The sequence below is a fragment of the Actinorugispora endophytica genome (genome assembly GCF_004363075.1).
Lineage (GTDB): Bacteria > Actinomycetota > Actinomycetes > Streptosporangiales > Streptosporangiaceae > Actinorugispora > Actinorugispora endophytica.
Genome location: NZ_SNYN01000005.1, coordinates 218,594 through 234,058 on the forward strand (window position 1 = coordinate 218,594; position 15,465 = coordinate 234,058).

Here is a 15,465-nt window from a genome sequence, read left to right on the forward strand (position 1 = left end):
CGTCGTGACGAGGTCGGTCACCGGCGCGTCACCGCTTCAGCGCGTGCGCGTCGAGTTCGGACAGCGGCTTGTCGGCCACGCCCAGCCGCCGCGCGGACCGCAGCAGGTCGGAGAGGCCGGCGGAGTCGGGGCCGCCCGAGTCGATCAGCTTGAGCAGCAGGGCCGACAGGGTGAGGTTCCTGACGTCCTCGGAGTCCACCGACCCCAGCAGCCGGGACAGGTCCCGGGTGAAGTCCTGGGAGCCGTCCAGCCACGCCCCGGCCAGGGACTGGGCGGTCGCGGAGTTCTCCATGAAGCCGTCCACGGCCTTGCCGACGCTGATCGAGTTGACGATGCGGTCGAAGAACATCCCGTCGCCGCCGACGATGTCGATGTCGGCGCTCTCCAGGCCCTTGCCCAGCACGCTGGCCTGGGCCTCGGCGACCCGGCGCTGGACGTCGATCCCGGCCAGGCGGACCTCCTTCTCGGCCTCCAGGCGCAGGCGGTACTCCTCGTGGTCGCGGGTGGCGTCGTCGAGCGCGGCCATCGCCTCGGCCTTGTCGGTGATGCCCTCGGCCTCGGCCTTGAGCTTCTCGCGGATCTGCGTGGCCTCCGACATCGCCTTCTCGCGGTCGGCCAGGGCCTGGGCGAGCCCGACCTTCTCGACCTTCTCGGCCTGCGCCTGGGCCTGCTCGCGGTCGGCGACGGCCTGGGCGAGCCCGAGCTTCTCGATCTCCTCGGCCTGGGCGAGCGCCTTCTCGCGCCGGACGACCGCCTCGGCGCGGCCGGTCTTCTCCAGGGCCGCGGCGTCGCGCTCGCGGACCTGGACCTCGGCCAGCCCGTCGGCGGCGGCCTCGGCCTGGCGGCCCTCGGCGAGGCGGATGCTCGCGGCGGCGTCCAGCTCGGCGGCCCGCTGGCGCGCCTCGGCCAGGGTCAGCTGCTCGCGGGCGGAGTGCTCGGCGGCCTGCGCGGCGGCCTCGGCGGCCTTGATGTCCTTGACCAGCTTCTCCTGCGCCTCGCCCTCGGCGAGGATGACCGCGGACTGGCGGTGGCGCTCGGCCTCCTCCAGCACGCGCAGCTTCTTGATGTTCTCCTCCTGCTCGGCGACGGTCCTGTCGACGGCGATGCGCTCGCGGATGGCCTCGGCGATCTCGCGCTTCTCGGCCTCCAGCTCCTTGTCCTTGGCGATGCGCGACAGGTCGGTCTCGCGCTCGCGGGCGATGACCTCCAGCAGGCGGTCCTTCTCGATGCGCTCGGTCTCGATCGCGATGACCCGCTCGCGGTTCTTCTCGGCCACCGCGATCTCGCGGTCCCGGTTCTCGCGCTGGACGCCGAGCTCCTGGTCGGCGCGGATGCGCGCGGCCTGGGACTTGAGCAGCTCGTCGGCGCGCACGATCTCGGTCTCGGCCTCGGCGCGGGCGCGCAGCGACTCCACCTCGCGCTTCTGCCTGGTCTCGGCCTCCTCGCGGCGGCGCTCCAGCTCCAGGATGGTCTCGCGCGCCTCGACGTTCTGGCGCTCGAGCTCCTTCTCCTCGTTGCGGCGGTGCTCGTTGGTGCTGATGCTCTGCAGCGCGGTCAGCTCGGTGATCTTGCGGATGCCCTGGGCGTCCAGGATGTTCGCCGAGTCGAGCTGGGTCATCGGGGTCTGCTCGAGGTAGTCGATGGCCGCGTCCTCGAGGCTGTAGCCGTTGAGGTCGGTGCCGATGACGTGGATGATCCGGTCGCGGAACTCGTCGCGCTTTGTGTAGAGGTCCTCGAAGTCGAGGTGCTTGCCGACGGTCTTGAGCGCCTCGGAGAACTTCGCGTTGAACAGCTCCTGGAGGGTGGACTGGTCGCTGGCGCGCTCGGTGCCGATGGCCTGGGCGACCTTGATGACGTCCTCGGTGGTCTTGTTGACCCGGACGAAGAAGGTGATGCGGATGTCCGCGCGGATGTTGTCCCGGCAGATCAGGCCCTCCTTGCCGGTCCGGGCGATGTCGATCGTCTTCACCGAGATGTCCATGACCTCGGCCTTGTGCAGGACCGGCAGCACGACGGCGCCGGTGAAGGTGACGTCCACCTTCGTGACCTTGGAGACGATCAGGGCCTTGCCCTGCTCGACCTTGCGGAACAGGCGGCTGATGACGAACAGCAGCCCCAGGAGGACGAGGAGGAGGACGGCGATGAGCACGCCGACCCCTGCGGTGATTGTTTCCATGGGGGGTCCTAGCGATCGGTGGGCGAACTGGCGATCGGTGCGGGTGCGGGCCGGGTCAGGAGACGGGGCGGTCCGGGTCGAGTTCGGCGTCGTAGGCCGTGACCCAGAAGAACGCCCCGGCGTCGTCGTACTCGAAGATCAGGGCGGTGCTGCCCGAGGTGAGGGGGTCGTCGCCGTTCTGGCGGACCTGGACGAGCGCGGTGGAGCCGTCGGCGGAGGACACCTCGGCCTGGCCGAAGTCCTTGTCCACCCGCCCGGTCCTGATCACGCAGACCCGGCCGACGAAGTCGCGCTGGGAGGGCTCGCGGCCGTCGGGGGCGAAGCGGCGCCACAGCACGGCGAGGAGGCTGGTCGCGGCCCAGGCGCAGACCAGCGCGATCGCGAGCACGACGACGCCCAGCGCGACGACCATCGGGGAGGAGAGGTCGGCGCCGTCCAGGAGCGCGGCGCCGGTGAGGCTGGTGAACCAGGAGACGGCGATCACGAGCGAGAGTGACACGGTGACGGGTATCCCTCCGAGGCCGATGCCCGACATGAACCCGGCGAAGCCGCCCGCTTCGGCGCCTTCGTCGACGTCGGCGTCGAGCAGGTCGAGGCCGAGGGCGCCCAGGACCACCATGACCCAGTAGCCGATGACGACGATTAAGGCGAAGCTGAACAGGGCCGTGGGGAAACCGAGCGCTGCGGACAGGAATTCACTCATACCGGTCTGTTGAGCCCCTCCACGCGGGAGCCGGATCCGGGAAGCGGCCGCCGGTTCCGGAACCGTCCGCAGGGCGGAATCCACCGAGCGGCCCTTCCGGCCGCAACGCCCTGTCCGCGACCGGTCACCTGCCCGGTCGGGACGCCCGGTCTCCCGGACGTGCCGACCGGACCGGCAGCGCCCGCATCCGTCCTCCGCGATCGTCGCGGGTGACGTTCATGCGCTTCTAGGACGTGCCGGGGTGAAATCCGGTTCCCACCTTTTGCGGTGTTTTCTCCGCAGTGGACGCGGGCCGCGGCCGGGCCGGGGGGCGCCGCCCGGGGTCCGGCCCGTCGCCGGTGCGGGTCAGACGCGCCAGAGGGCCCCGCCGTCGGTGCCGTACAGCACGGCGTCGCCGTCGTCCTGGACGACCAGGCGGGTTCCCGGGTTGCCCGAGGTCCCGCTGTTCCAGAGCCGGTGGCCGTCGGCGTCGTAGAGGACGAGGTCGCCGTCCTCCTCCAGGTGCAGGACCCCGACGGAGGCGCCGTGGGTGCCCGTCGCCCACAGGGCGCGCCCGCGCGGCCCCCGGTAGAGGACGAGGTTGCCGTCGTGCTGGTAGACGAGGTGGTACTCGCCCGAGGCCGAGTCCAGCGCCCCCGGGGTCATGACCTGGCCGCCCAGCATCGTGTCGCCCCGGGCGGGCGGCCCCTCGGGCAGGGGGCGCCGTACGACCTCGGTGTCGGTGGCCCACAGCTCCTCGTCGTCCTCGCCGTACAGGACGACGTTGCCGTCGCCCCGGACGACCAGGCGCGCGCCGGGGTTCTCCTCGGTTCCGCTGTTCCAGACCAGGTCGCCGTCGGCGTCGTAGAGGACGAGGTCGCCGTCCTCCTCCAGGTGCAGGACCCCGACGGACGAGCCGTAGGTGTCCGACGCCCACAGGGCGCTGCTGGAGCCGGTCCGGTAGAGGACGAGGTTGCCGTCGTGCTGGTGGGCGAGGTGGTACTCGCCGGAGGCGGAGGTGAGGGTGCCGCGCCGGAGGGTCTGGCCGGGCAGCATCGTGTCGCCCTGGGCGGGCGGCCCCTCGGGCAGCCTGCTCGCCTGCGCCGTGCCGGTGTGCCACAGCCGCCGGCCCGCCTCGTCGAGGAGGACGAGGTCGCCGTCGTCCCGGACGACCAGGCGCGCGCCGGGGTTGCCGGAGGTGCCGCTGCGCCAGACGGGGGCGCCGCCGCTGTTGTACAGGACGAGGTCGCCGTCCTCCCCCAGGTGCAGGACCCCGACGGAGGCGCCGTACGTGTCCGTCGCCCACAGGGCGTGGCCGTGGGAGCCCCGGTAGAGGACGAGGTTGCCGTCGTGCTGGTGGGCGAGGTGGTACTCGCCCGAGGCGGAGGAGAGGGACCCGCGCCGGAGGACCTGGCCGGGCAGGACCGTGTCGCCCTGGGCGGGCGGCCCCTCGGGGAGGGGGCGCCGGACGGTGTCGGTGTGCCACAGCCGCTCGCCCGCCTCGTCGAGGAGGACGAGGTCGCCGTCGTCCCGGACGACCAGGCGCGCGCCGGGGCTGCCGGAGGTGCCGCTGCGCCAGACGGGGGCGCCGCCGGCGTCGTGGAGGACGAGCTCGCCGTCCTCGTGCAGCGCCAGGGCCCCGATCGAGGCGCCCTGGGTGTCGGACGCCCACATGGCGTTGCCGCGGGGGCCCTGGTAGAGGACGAGGTTGCCGTCGTACTGGTAGACGAGGTGGTACTCGCCCGAGGCCGAGGAGAGCGACCGCGGCCCCAGGACCTGGCCGGGCAGCATCGTGTCGCCCTGCGCGGGCGGCCACTCCGACAGCGGGTACCGGGCGGTGCGTGTGGCCCACAGCGGCCTGCCGTCGGCGTCGTGCAGCGCGAGGTCGCCGTCGTCCCGGACGACCAGGCGCGCGCCCGGAAGCCCCGAGGTGCCGGTGCGCCAGACGGGGGCGCCGTCGGCGTCGTGGAGGACGACGTCGCCGTCCTCGTGCAGGGCGAGGGCCCCGACCGAGGCCCGGCGGGTGCCGGACGTCCACAGGGCGTGGTCGTCGCTGTCCCGGTAGAGGGCGAGGTCGCCGTCGTTCTGGTGGACGAGCGTGTACTCGCCGGAGGCGGAGGTGAGGGACTGGCGTCGGAGGGTCTGGCCGCGCAGCAGCGCGTCGCCCCGCGCGTGCGGGCCCTCGGGGAGGGGGCGCCGGACGGTGCCGGTGGCCCACAGCCGCTCGCCCGCCCCGTCGTACAGCACGACGTCGCCGTCGTCCCGGACGACCAGGCGCGCGCCCGGGCTGCCCGCGGTCCCGGTGCTCCAGACCTCGTCCCCCCGGGCGTTGTGGAGCACCAGGTCGCCGTCCTCGCGCAGGGCGAGGCGCAACGTCCCCCCGCGGTGCCTCCCGGTCTCCCACAGGGACCGGCCGTCGTGGTCGCGGTACAGCACGACGTTGCCGTCGTTCTGGTGGACGAGCGTGTACTCGCCGGAGGCGGAGGTGAGGGACTGGCGCCGGAGGGTCTGGCCGGGCAGCATCGTGTCGCCCCGGGCGTGCGTGCCGGCTCCGGCGGGGGGCGGCGGGAGCGGGGCGGCGGCGGGGGAGTCGGCGACGCCGAGCTCCGCGGGGGTCTCCCACTCCAGGTGCTCGCGCTCCTCGTCGGCGGGGTCGCCCTTGGCGGGGACCGGGAGGTAGCCGCTGTCCCCGGTGACCGGTTCGCCCCGGTCCCGGTATCGCCACAGTCCCGCCGGCCTTCCGTCGTGCATGGCGTCCGCGACGTCGGCGAGCAGGTGGGCGAGGCTCGGCCACTCGGCGGGCTCGTCGTTGGCGTCGTCGTGGCGCCAGCTCATGACGCAGCCCTGCCGGGGGCCCTCGCGCAGGTCGACGAACATGTGGTCGCCCGACCCGTCGGCGGCGATCGGGACGAAGTACTCGGAGTAGTGCGGGGGAGGGGTCCCGGCCTCGCCGTCGCCGTCGCCGTCGTGTGCCGGGTCCGCGAACCCGCTGTCGGCTCCTCTGGACTCCAGGGCCGCACCCCGGATGGAGGCGACCTCGCCGAGCCCGATGGAGGCGTGGTCGGGAGGGAACACCGTGAGGTCGTCGAAGCGCGGCATCCGCCACCACGCCACCAGGTCGGGGGGAAGGGGGAACCCGAGGGCCTCCTCTTCGAGGCGGCGGACCTCCTCGTCGGTCGGCGGCTCCCGCCGCAGCTCCGGACTCCCGGGCACGTTCGCGTCCAGCCAGTCGAGGACGCGCTTCCATGACTCTTCCACTGAGGGGTACATGCGCGGCACTCTGCCAGTGAACGGTGACAGGAAGGCGAACCTCCGCCGATCTTGACCTTTTCGGGGTCTCGACTGCGGCTGAGACCCCGAAAAGGTCAAGATCGGCGAGGAAGTGAGAGCTCGCGCCGGAGGTAGGCGAGGATCGCGGTGTTCGCGGGGTGGAGGTCGGCCTGGGTGCAGACGTAGAGGTCCCAGCCGAGGTCCTTGACGGCGTTGCGGCGTGCCGCGTCCTCGCGCCACCTTTCGCGGTGCACGACCCCGTCGTACTCGACGGCGATCCGCTGTTCCCGGTAGCCGAGGTCGAGGCGGGCCACGTGTCGGCCGGACGGGGCGAACAGGTTGATCTGGGCCTCGGGGCGGGGAAGCCCCGCCCGTACGAGCTTCATCCGCAGCCGGGACTCGCCGGGGGACTCGCTCGCGGGTTCGGCCTGCTCCGCGACGAGGACGGCGCGTCGGATCCCGCGCCACCCGGCGAAGCGTTCGTGTCGCGCGTGGTCGGCCAGCTCCTCGGGTGTGAACAACCCGAGGTGGGTGAGCGCGTCCACCGCGACGACCGCTTCCGTGTCGTTCCCGCCCGGACCGGTCCTGCGCGCGAGGTCGAGTCCGGTGCGCAGGGGGGTGGTGGCGAGCAACCCCGCGAACCGCGTCACGTCTTCGGGGAGCAGCTCGGCGCGCCGGATCGACAGGCCGCGCCGCGGTCTCATCGGAGCACCTCGCGGCAGGGTGATCTCCAGGGGGTCGTTCCACCGGCGGATGTCCGCCCCGTACAGCCAGGCCGCGGTGCTCCCGCTGAGGACGGCCCCCTCCGGCAGGACGAGCGCGAGCGCGTGGACGCGCTGCTCGATGGTGTCGGGCAGTCCGGCGAACACGTAGACGTCGCGCAGCAGCCGACGCCAGCAGCCGCTCCGCAGCTGCTCCGCGGTCAACGTCCCCTTCCGGCACGCTTCGGTGCCGCGGAACGGGCCTGTTCTGAGGGGTTCGGGAATCTCCGGGAGGGTTGGCATGTGTCCAGGGTGCGGCCGACCGCCGTCCACCGGGGATGCCTGTCCACAACCCCTTGTTGATCTTGACCTTTTCGGGGTCTCAACCGCGGTTGAGACCCCGAAAAGGTCAAGATCAACAAGGGAGGGGTGCGGGCTACTCGACGATCAGGACTTCCAGGGTCCTCGGGCCGTGGACGCCCTCGACGCGGTCGAGTTCGATGTCGCTGGTGGCCGAGGGGCCGCTGATCCAGGTGAGGGGGCGGGACGGGTCCAGGCGGCTGACGGCGTCGGGGACGTCCGGCACGATCTGGTCGACGCGGACCACGCACAGGTGGTAGTCGGGCACGAGGGTGAGGGCCCGCCGCCCCTGGGCCGGGCCCGCGTCCAGCACGATCGTGCCGGTCTCGGCGGCGACCACGGCGCAGCCGGTGAGCACGCCGTCCGCCGCGTCGAGGGCGGCGATGTCGAGCGCCTCGTCGGTGAGCACGGCCGCGTCGACGCGGCTCGTCCACTCCCCGGGCAGGTCCGTGGGCACCACCACGCGCCCGACCGAGCGCCGCGCCAGCGCGGCGGCGATCTCCTCGGGCAGGTCGGCCTCCGACACCCGGCGGGTCAGCGCCTTGTAGTCCTCCAGGCGGTCGACCAGCAGCTCGACCAGCTCCACGGGGGTGTGCGCGCGGGCGTAGCCGCGCGGCACCGCGACGTCCTCGGGCTCCTCGGCGCGCGGCACGTCCGCCAACGCCGCCCGCACCCGGGCCAGGACCCGTTCACGTGATCCGCTCATCGGCCGCCTCCCTTCTTCTTCTCCTTCTCGTGCCCGGCCCACCAGTCGCGGAAGGACTCGGCCGGGATGTCGGGGATGTCGCGGGTGTCGGTCCAGGCCGCGCCCGGACCCGGCAGCCGCCGGGGCACCAGGTTGCGCGCCCTGCCCGCCGCGCGCTGGGCCAGGCCCAGCCGCTTCTCGTCGCCCAGAACCCACCCGGCCGCGCCCATGGCGGCGCGCTCGGCGGCGTGCCCCTTGCCCTGGGTGACCTTGCCGCGCAGGTGGACCAGCACCTCGGGGATGTCGATCGCGACCGGGCACACCTCGTAGCACGCGCCGCACAGCGACGAGGCGTACGGCAGGGAGGCATCCAGCTCCGAGGAGGTGCCGCGCAGCTGCGGGGTGAGGATCGCGCCGATGGGGCCCGGGTACACCGAGCCGTAGGCGTGGCCGCCCGCGCGCTCGTACACGGGGCAGATGTTCAGGCAGGCCGAGCAGCGGATGCAGCGCAGCGACTGGCGTCCGACCTCGTCGGCGAGGACGTCGGTGCGGCCGTTGTCCAGCAGCACCAGGTGGAACTCCCGCGGCCCGTCGCCGGGGGTCACGCCGGTCCAGGTGGAGGTGTACGGGTTCATCCGCTCGCCGGTGGAGGAGCGCGGCAGCAGCTGCATGAACACCTCCAGGTCCTGCCAGGTGGGCACGAGCTTCTCGATCCCCACCACCGAGATCAGCGTCTCGGGCAGGGTCAGGCACATCCGGCCGTTCCCCTCGGACTCCAGCACCACCAGGGTCCCGGTGTCGGCGACGGCGAAGTTCGCCCCGGACACCGCGACCCTGGTGGTGAGGAACTTCTCGCGCAGGTGCACCCGGGCGGCCTCGGCGAGCGCGCGGGGGTCGTCGCTGAGGTCCTCGGGCGCGGGCACGCCCCAGTCGCTCATGGTGCGGTCGAAGATCTCGCGGATCTCGGCGCGGTTGCGGTGGATCGCCGGGACGAGGATGTGGGAGGGGCGGTCCTCCCCGAGCTGCACGATGAGCTCGGCCAGGTCCGTCTCGTACGCGGTGATCCCGGCCTCGGCGAGGGCCTCGTTGAGCTCGATCTCCTGGGTGGCCATCGACTTGACCTTGACCACCTCGGTCTCGCCGGTCGCCTTGACCAGGCGGGTGACGATGGCGTTGGCCTCGGCGGCGTCCGCGGCCCAGTGCACGTGGCCCCCGGCGGCGGTGACCGTCTCCTCCAGCCGCTCCAGGTAGACGTCCAGGTGGCGCAGGGTGCGGTCCTTGATGGCCTTGCCCGCCGCGCGCAGCTCGGCCCAGTCGTCGAGCTCGCCGACCACCGAGGCGCGCCTGCCGCGGATGGTGTGGGTGGCCTTGCGCAGGTTGTGGCGCAGCTGGGCGTCGCCGGTGGCGATCCCGGCGGCCTGCGGGAACGGGGGCATCCCCAGGAAAGTTCCGCTCACAGGGCGGGCTCCTTCTCGGTCGAGGCCAGGATCTCGGCCAGGTGCATGACCCGTACCCCCGATCGCTGGCGGTCCATCGTGCCGCCGATGTGCATGAGGCAGGAGTTGTCGACCGCGCACAGCACCTCGGCGCCGGTGTCGGCGACGTGCCGGGCCTTGTCCGAGCCCATCGCCGCGGACACGGCCTCGTTCTTCACCGCGAAGGTGCCGCCGAAGCCGCAGCACTCCTCGGCGCCCTCCAGCTCCACGAGCTCCAGCCCGCGCACCGCGCGCAGCAGCCGGGTGGGGCGGTCGCCCAGGCCCAGCATGCGCAGGCCGTGGCAGGTGGGGTGGTAGGTGACCTTGTGCGGGAAGTACGCGCCCACGTCGGTGACGCCGAGGACGTCCACCAGGAGCTCGGACAGGTCCAGGACGCGGGGGCCCAGCTCGGCGGACGCGCGCTCCAGGCGGCTGCCGGGCTCGCCCAGCTTGCGGTAGTTGTCGCGGACCATGGCCGCGCACGACCCGGACGGGGCGAGGACCACGTCGTAGTCGGCGAAGGTCTCCACGAAGCGCACCGCGAGCTTCTGCGCGTCGCGGCGGTACCCGGTGTTGTAGTGCATCTGCCCGCAGCAGGTCTGCGAGGGCGGGAACACCACCTCGTGCCCCAGCCGCTCCAGCAGCCGGACGACGGCCTGCCCGGTGCCGGGGAACAGGGTGTCGTTCACGCAGGTGATGAACAGTGCGATCCGCATGGGCCTCCCCACCTCATGGTGAACACGAACGCGAGCCCGGGATTGATCGGACCAATGCGGAATCTACCAGCCGTTCTTGCTTGAAACGAGAGCTGGGCGAGGGGTTAGGGGAAAATTGGTCTGAGGACTTCGCGTTCGCGAGTGGCCGGACACCCCTCGCCCCCGGCGGTCCCGGAAGCCGGGAGCCGGCGGGTCCCGCGGACCCGACCGCGGAACGGCCTGTCTCGCGGCCGTCCAGAGGCCTTCGGCCCGCAGGTCGACGCGTTTCCTCTCACATGGTGAGACGGCTGGACGGAATGCTGAGACTGTGGTTAACCTCGTTGGCATGGTTGAGCTCGTCTCCCGTCGACACGTCGACTACGCCCGCGTGAGCAGCATGCTCTGTCGGGCCGCGGCCTGACAGCAGGCACGCCCCGCCGCGCCCCTTTCCCACCGGCGCGCCGCCGACCACCCCGTTTCCCCGGACCAGCCGACCGCACCGGCGCGGCGTCCGTCCGCGCGCGGTCCCCAGTCCACCGAGCAGTGCGTTTCGACAGGAGCATCATGACCGCCGAAGCCCCCGACACCACGCCCGCGCCCGAGCCCACCGCGCCCGAGACCGGCGAGTGGTCGTTCGAGACCAAGCAGATCCACGCCGGAGCCCAGCCGGACCCGGCCACGGGCGCGCGGGCCACGCCGATCTACCAGACCACCTCGTACGTCTTCCGGGACACCCAGCACGGCGCGGACCTGTTCAGCCTCGCCGAGCCCGGCAACATCTACACCCGGATCATGAACCCCACGCAGGACGTGCTGGAGCAGCGCGTGGCGGCACTGGAGGGCGGCGTCGCCGCGGTCGCGTTCGCGTCGGGCATGGCGGCCACCACCGCGGCCTTCCTCAACCTGGTCGGCGCGGGCGACCACATCGTGGCCAGCCCGTCCCTGTACGGCGGCACCTACAACCTCCTGCGCTACACGCTTCCCAAGCTCGGCGTCGAGGTGACCTTCGTCGAGGACCAGGACGACCTCGACGCCTGGCGCTCGGCCGCCCGGGACGACACCAAGCTGTTCTTCGCCGAGAGCCTGGCCAACCCCGGCAGCAACGTGCTGGACATCCGGGGCCTGGCGGACGTCGCCCACGACATCGGCCTTCCGCTGGTCGTGGACAACACCGTGCCGACGCCCTACCTGCTGCGCCCGATCGAGCACGGCGCGGACGTCGTGGTCCACTCGGCCACCAAGTACCTCGGCGGCCACGGAACCGCCGTGGCGGGCGTCGTCGTGGACGGCGGCACCTTCGACTTCGGCGCGCACGGCGCCCGCTTCCCCGGGTTCGTCGAGCCCGACCCCAGCTACAACGGGCTGAAGTACTGGGAGGCGCTGGGCCCCGGCGCGTTCGCCGCCAAGCTGAGGGTGCAGCTGCTGCGCGACACCGGCGCGGCCATCGCCCCGCTGAACAGCTTCCTGATCCTGCAGGGCATCGAGACGCTGTCGCTGCGCATGGAGCGGCACGTGTCCAACACCCAGGCGCTCGCCGAGTGGCTGGAGTCCCGCGACGAGGTGGAGAAGGTCTACTACGCGGGCCTGCCCTCCAGCCCGCACCACGCCGCCGCCCGGAAGTACCTGCCGAACGGCACGGGCGCCATCGTCTCCTTCGACCTGCGCGGCGGCGTCGAGGCGGGCCGGGCGTTCGTGGACGGCACCGAGCTGTTCAGCCAGCTCGTCAACATCGGCGACGTGCGCAGCCTCATCGTCCACCCGGCCAGCACCACGCACGGCCAGCTGTCCCCCGAGGAGCGGCTGGCCGCGGGCGTCACCCCGGGCCTGGTGCGGCTCGCCGTGGGCCTGGAGAACCTGGACGACCTGCGGGCGGACCTGGAGGCGGGACTGCGCGCCGCCAAGGCGTACCAGTGACCGACGGCGCCGCCGTTCCCCCTCCCGCCGCCGGTGCGTGGCGGGAGGGGGACCCGCCCGGGAACCGGCGCTGGACCGGGGCCGGGCCGCTCCGGCTGGAGTCGGGGGCCGAGCTGCCCGACGTGCGCCTGGCGTACGAGACGTGGGGGACGCTCGACGCGGACCGCTCCAACGCGGTCCTGGTGCTGCACGCGCTGACCGGCGACAGCCACGTCGCGGGGCCCGAGGGGCCCGGCCACCCGAGCCCCGGCTGGTGGGAGGGGCTGGTCGGCCCCGGCCTGCCGCTGGACACCGACCGTTACTTCGTCGTCGCGCCCAACGTGCTCGGCGGCTGCCAGGGCAGCACCGGCCCCGCGTCGACGGCGCCCGACGGGCGGCCCTGGGGCTCCCGGTTCCCCCGGATCACCATCCGGGACACCGTCGCGGCCGAACTGGCGCTGGCCGACGCGCTGGGCGTGGCCGAGTGGGCGGCGGTCGTCGGCGGCTCCATGGGCGGGATGCGCGCCCTGGAGTGGGCGGCGGGGCACCCCGGGCGGGTGGCGCGCCTGCTGCTGCTGGCCTGCCCCGCCGCGAGCTCCGCGCGGCAGATCGCGTGGGCCGCGCCGCAGCTGCACGCCGTCCGGTCCGACCCGGACTGGCACGGCGGCGACTACCACGACCGTCCCGGCCCGGGGCCGGTCGCCGGACTGGGGATCGCCCGGCGGATCGCGCACATCACCTACCGGGGGGCCGGGGAGCTCGACGAGCGCTTCGGCCGCCTCGCCCAGGACGGCGAGGACCCGATGGGCGGCGGCCGGTTCGCGGTGGAGTCCTACCTGGACCACCACGCGGCCAAGCTGGCCCGCCGCTTCGACGCGGGCAGCTACGTGCTGCTCACCGAGGCCATGAACACCCACGACGTGGGCCGGGGCCGGGGCGGCGTCCCCCGGGCGCTGGGCCGGGTCGCCGCGCGCACCGTGGTCGGCGGGGTGGGCAGCGACCACCTGTACCCGCTCGCGCGGCAGGAGGAGCTGGCGGCGGGCATCCCCGGCGCGGACGGGCTCCGGCTGATCGACTCGGCGGCCGGGCACGACGGCTTCCTGGTGGAGATCGACCAGGTGGCGGCGCTGGTCAAGGAACTCCTGGCGGACTGAGCGCCGGGGCGGCCGCCGACCGGCTCCGGCGGGCCGTACGATCGACCCGTGTCCGCGACGGAGGAGTTCGAGGCGCAGCGGCCGCGGCTGCTCGCGCTGGCGTACCGGCTGCTGGGATCGGCGAGCGAGGCCGAGGACGCGGTGCAGGACGCCTTCCTGCGCTGGAACGCCGCCGACCGCGCGCTGATCGGGACGCCCGCGGCCTGGCTGGCCAAGGTGCTCACCAACCTGTGCCTGAACCGGCTCGACTCCGCGCGGGCCCGGCGGGAGCGGTACGTGGGGTCGTGGCTGCCCGAACCGGTCCTCACCGCCGACCCCGCGCCCGGGCCGCTGGAGACCGCCGAGCTGCGCGAGTCGGTGTCGATGGCGTTCCTGGTGCTGCTGGAGCGGTTGACTCCCCCCGAACGGGCGGTGTTCGTGCTGCGCGAGGCGTTCGGCTACGGGCACCGCGAGATCGCCGACATCCTCGACGTCACCGAGTCCGCCTCCCAGCAGCTCCACCACCGCGCCCGCCTGCGCCTGGGCCGGGACCGGCCCCGGTTCGAGGCGTCGGCGCCGGAGCGGCGGCGGGTCGTCGAGCGCTTCCTGGCGGCCGCGGCCGACGGGGACATGGCTGGGCTGGAGCGGCTGCTCGCCGCCGACGTCGTGTCCTGGACCGACGGCGGCGGCAAGGTCAGGAGGGCGGCCCGGCGCCCGGTCACGGGGGCCGCCAAGGTCGCCAGGCTCTTCGTCATCGGTGTGCTGGGAGGACTCCCCGAGGGCGCGGAGATCCGGATCGTCGAGGTCAACGGCCAGCCCGCCCTCGTCGGCCTTCTCGGTGGCCGCCCGTTCGGCGTCGTACTGCCCGAGGTGGCCGACGGCCTCGTCACGGCGGTCCGCGTCGTCGCCAACCCGGACAAACTGGAGTACCTGGCGGGGCAGCTCGCCGCCTCCGGGGCCTGACCCGGTGCTTCCCCCGATGACCCCGGGGATCGCCATGTGGCGCGGGTCACTCCTCTTTCGCTCCCCTGTTCCGTCATGGATCGGGCCGCCGCCCGGTTCAAGAGGTGACAACGACGCACCGTCGCGGGCGCCGGGGAACCGGGTCGCGGGAGAAGGGCAGGGGAGAGTGTTGGCGCATCGAATCGTGGTCATCGGGGCCGGCTATTCGGGTCTGGCGGCGGCCGGCCGGGCGGCACGCCGGGCCGGAACACCGGGAGCGGAGGTGACGCTGGTGAACGCCGCGCCGCACTTCGTCGAACGGGTCCGGCTGCACCAGCTCGCCGCCGGGCAGGAGCCGCGCGAGCGGCCGCTGCGGGACGCGCTGCGCGGATCGGGGGCGGAGCTGGTCGTGGGCCGGGTCACCGGCCTGGACCCGGGCCGCCGCGAGGTGCTCGTGGACACCGGGGCCGGATCCGACTCCCTGCCCTACGACACGCTGGTGTACGCCCTGGGCAGCGCCGCCGGGACCGGCGGGGTCCCGGGCGCGGCCGAGCACGCCCTGTCCGTGTCCACCGGACCCGAGGCGCGCCGCTCGCACGCGCGGATCGCCGGACTCGCCTCGGGCGGCGGTTCGGTCGCCGTCGTGGGCGGCGGGCTGACCGGCGTCGAGGCGGCCGCCGAACTCGCCGAGAGCCACCCGGGTCTGCGGGTGCGGCTGCTGACCAGCGGGGAGCCGGGCGCGGCGCTGTCGGAGCGGGGCCGTCGCCACCTGGACGGGGCGCTGGAGCGGCTGGGCGTCGACGTCCGCGCGAACAGCAGGGTCGTCCGGGTGGACGGGAGCGGGCTCACGCTGGCCGACGGCGCGTCCGTGCCCGCCGACGCGGTGCTGTGGAGCACCGGTTTCGCGGTCCCCGACATCGCCGAGCGGGCCGGGCTGGCCGTGGACGCGTCCGGCCGCGTCCTGGTGGACGAGCGGCTGCGCGCCGTCTCCGACCCCGACGTCTACGCGGTGGGCGACGCCGCCCTCGTGACCGGCCCGTCCGGGATCCCGCTGCGGATGGCGTGCGCGACGGGGCTGCCCATGGGGCTGTACGCCGCCGACGCGATCACCGGCCGCCTGGCCGGGCGGGAACCCGCCCCGTTCCGGTTCCGGTACTACGCCCAGTGCGTGAGCCTGGGCCGCCGCGACGGCCTGATCCAGTTCGTCGACGCCGACGACACCGCCCGCGAGTCCGTGCTCACCGGCCGCGCCGCGGCCCGGGTCAAGGAGGCGGTCGTCCGGGGCGCCGCCTGGGCGGCCCGCAACCCCGGCCCCTACACGCCGCGCGCCCGCCGCGCCCGGAGCGCCGCCCGCCCCGAGGCGGTGCTCCGCTGACCGTCCGCCGGACCGCGGCGCGCCGGAGGGACCCCCGGCGCGCCGCGGCCCGTGCGGCGCGCCCGCGGACCACCGCAC

At 73.8% G+C, this 15,465-nt stretch carries 11 protein-coding genes; 4 read left to right on the top strand and 7 right to left on the bottom strand.

The features are described from left to right. Window positions 1-28: 28 nt before the first annotated feature. The 7 genes from EV190_RS09875 to EV190_RS09905 all read right to left on the bottom strand — a co-directional run bounded on the left by EV190_RS09875 (window position 29) and on the right by EV190_RS09905 (window position 10,065). Window positions 29-2,176 (bottom strand): SPFH domain-containing protein, encoded by a 2,148-nt coding sequence (locus tag EV190_RS09875; protein WP_133741181.1) that lies wholly within the window; start codon window positions 2,174-2,176, stop codon window positions 29-31. A 55-nt stretch (window positions 2,177-2,231) separates the two neighbouring features. Further along, window positions 2,232-2,879 carry a DUF1449 family protein gene (locus tag EV190_RS09880; protein ID WP_133741182.1) on the bottom strand — a complete coding sequence of 216 codons (648 nt, stop codon included), beginning with the start codon at window positions 2,877-2,879 and terminating at the stop codon, window positions 2,232-2,234. A 345-nt stretch (window positions 2,880-3,224) separates the two neighbouring features. Then, the gene (locus tag EV190_RS09885) at window positions 3,225-6,128 is read right to left on the bottom strand and encodes an outer membrane protein assembly factor BamB family protein (RefSeq protein WP_133741183.1); all 2,904 of its coding nucleotides are present in this window, start codon (window positions 6,126-6,128) and stop codon (window positions 3,225-3,227) included. 95 nt (window positions 6,129-6,223) lie between these two features. Beyond that, the gene (locus EV190_RS09890) at window positions 6,224-7,054 is read right to left on the bottom strand and encodes a hypothetical protein (protein WP_166655430.1); all 831 of its coding nucleotides are present in this window, start codon (window positions 7,052-7,054) and stop codon (window positions 6,224-6,226) included. 211 nt (window positions 7,055-7,265) lie between these two features. Further along, the gene (locus tag EV190_RS09895) at window positions 7,266-7,895 is read right to left on the bottom strand and encodes a LutC/YkgG family protein (RefSeq protein ID WP_133741185.1); all 630 of its coding nucleotides are present in this window, start codon (window positions 7,893-7,895) and stop codon (window positions 7,266-7,268) included. Continuing rightward, window positions 7,892-9,331, bottom strand: a complete 1,440-nt coding sequence (locus EV190_RS09900; RefSeq protein WP_133741186.1) for a lactate utilization protein B — start codon at window positions 9,329-9,331, stop codon at window positions 7,892-7,894. The genes EV190_RS09895 and EV190_RS09900 overlap by 4 nt, the downstream gene beginning before the upstream one ends. Further along, a complete protein-coding gene (locus tag EV190_RS09905) occupies window positions 9,328-10,065 on the bottom strand; it encodes a (Fe-S)-binding protein (protein WP_133741187.1) in 738 nt (245 codons plus the stop codon). Before EV190_RS09905 ends, EV190_RS09900 begins: the two co-directional genes overlap by 4 nt. A 543-nt stretch (window positions 10,066-10,608) precedes the next feature. On the opposite strand from EV190_RS09905, the gene EV190_RS09910 reads away from it, so the two are divergent. The 4 genes from EV190_RS09910 (at window position 10,609) to EV190_RS09925 (ending at window position 15,387) form a co-directional block, all read left to right on the top strand. Next, complete coding sequence (locus EV190_RS09910) at window positions 10,609-11,958, top strand: bifunctional o-acetylhomoserine/o-acetylserine sulfhydrylase (RefSeq protein WP_133741188.1); 1,350 nt, start codon at window positions 10,609-10,611, stop codon at window positions 11,956-11,958. Then, window positions 11,955-13,091: a homoserine O-acetyltransferase MetX gene (metX, locus tag EV190_RS09915; RefSeq protein WP_133741189.1), complete on the top strand. Its 1,137-nt coding sequence runs from the start codon at window positions 11,955-11,957 to the stop codon at window positions 13,089-13,091. Before EV190_RS09910 ends, metX begins: the two co-directional genes overlap by 4 nt. A 48-nt stretch (window positions 13,092-13,139) precedes the next feature. After that, window positions 13,140-14,033 carry an RNA polymerase sigma-70 factor gene (locus EV190_RS09920; protein ID WP_133741190.1) on the top strand — a complete coding sequence of 298 codons (894 nt, stop codon included), beginning with the start codon at window positions 13,140-13,142 and terminating at the stop codon, window positions 14,031-14,033. A gap of 184 nt (window positions 14,034-14,217) precedes the next feature. Next, window positions 14,218-15,387, top strand: a complete 1,170-nt coding sequence (locus EV190_RS09925) for an NAD(P)/FAD-dependent oxidoreductase (protein ID WP_243742485.1) — start codon at window positions 14,218-14,220, stop codon at window positions 15,385-15,387. The last annotated feature ends 78 nt before the right edge of the window (window positions 15,388-15,465 follow it).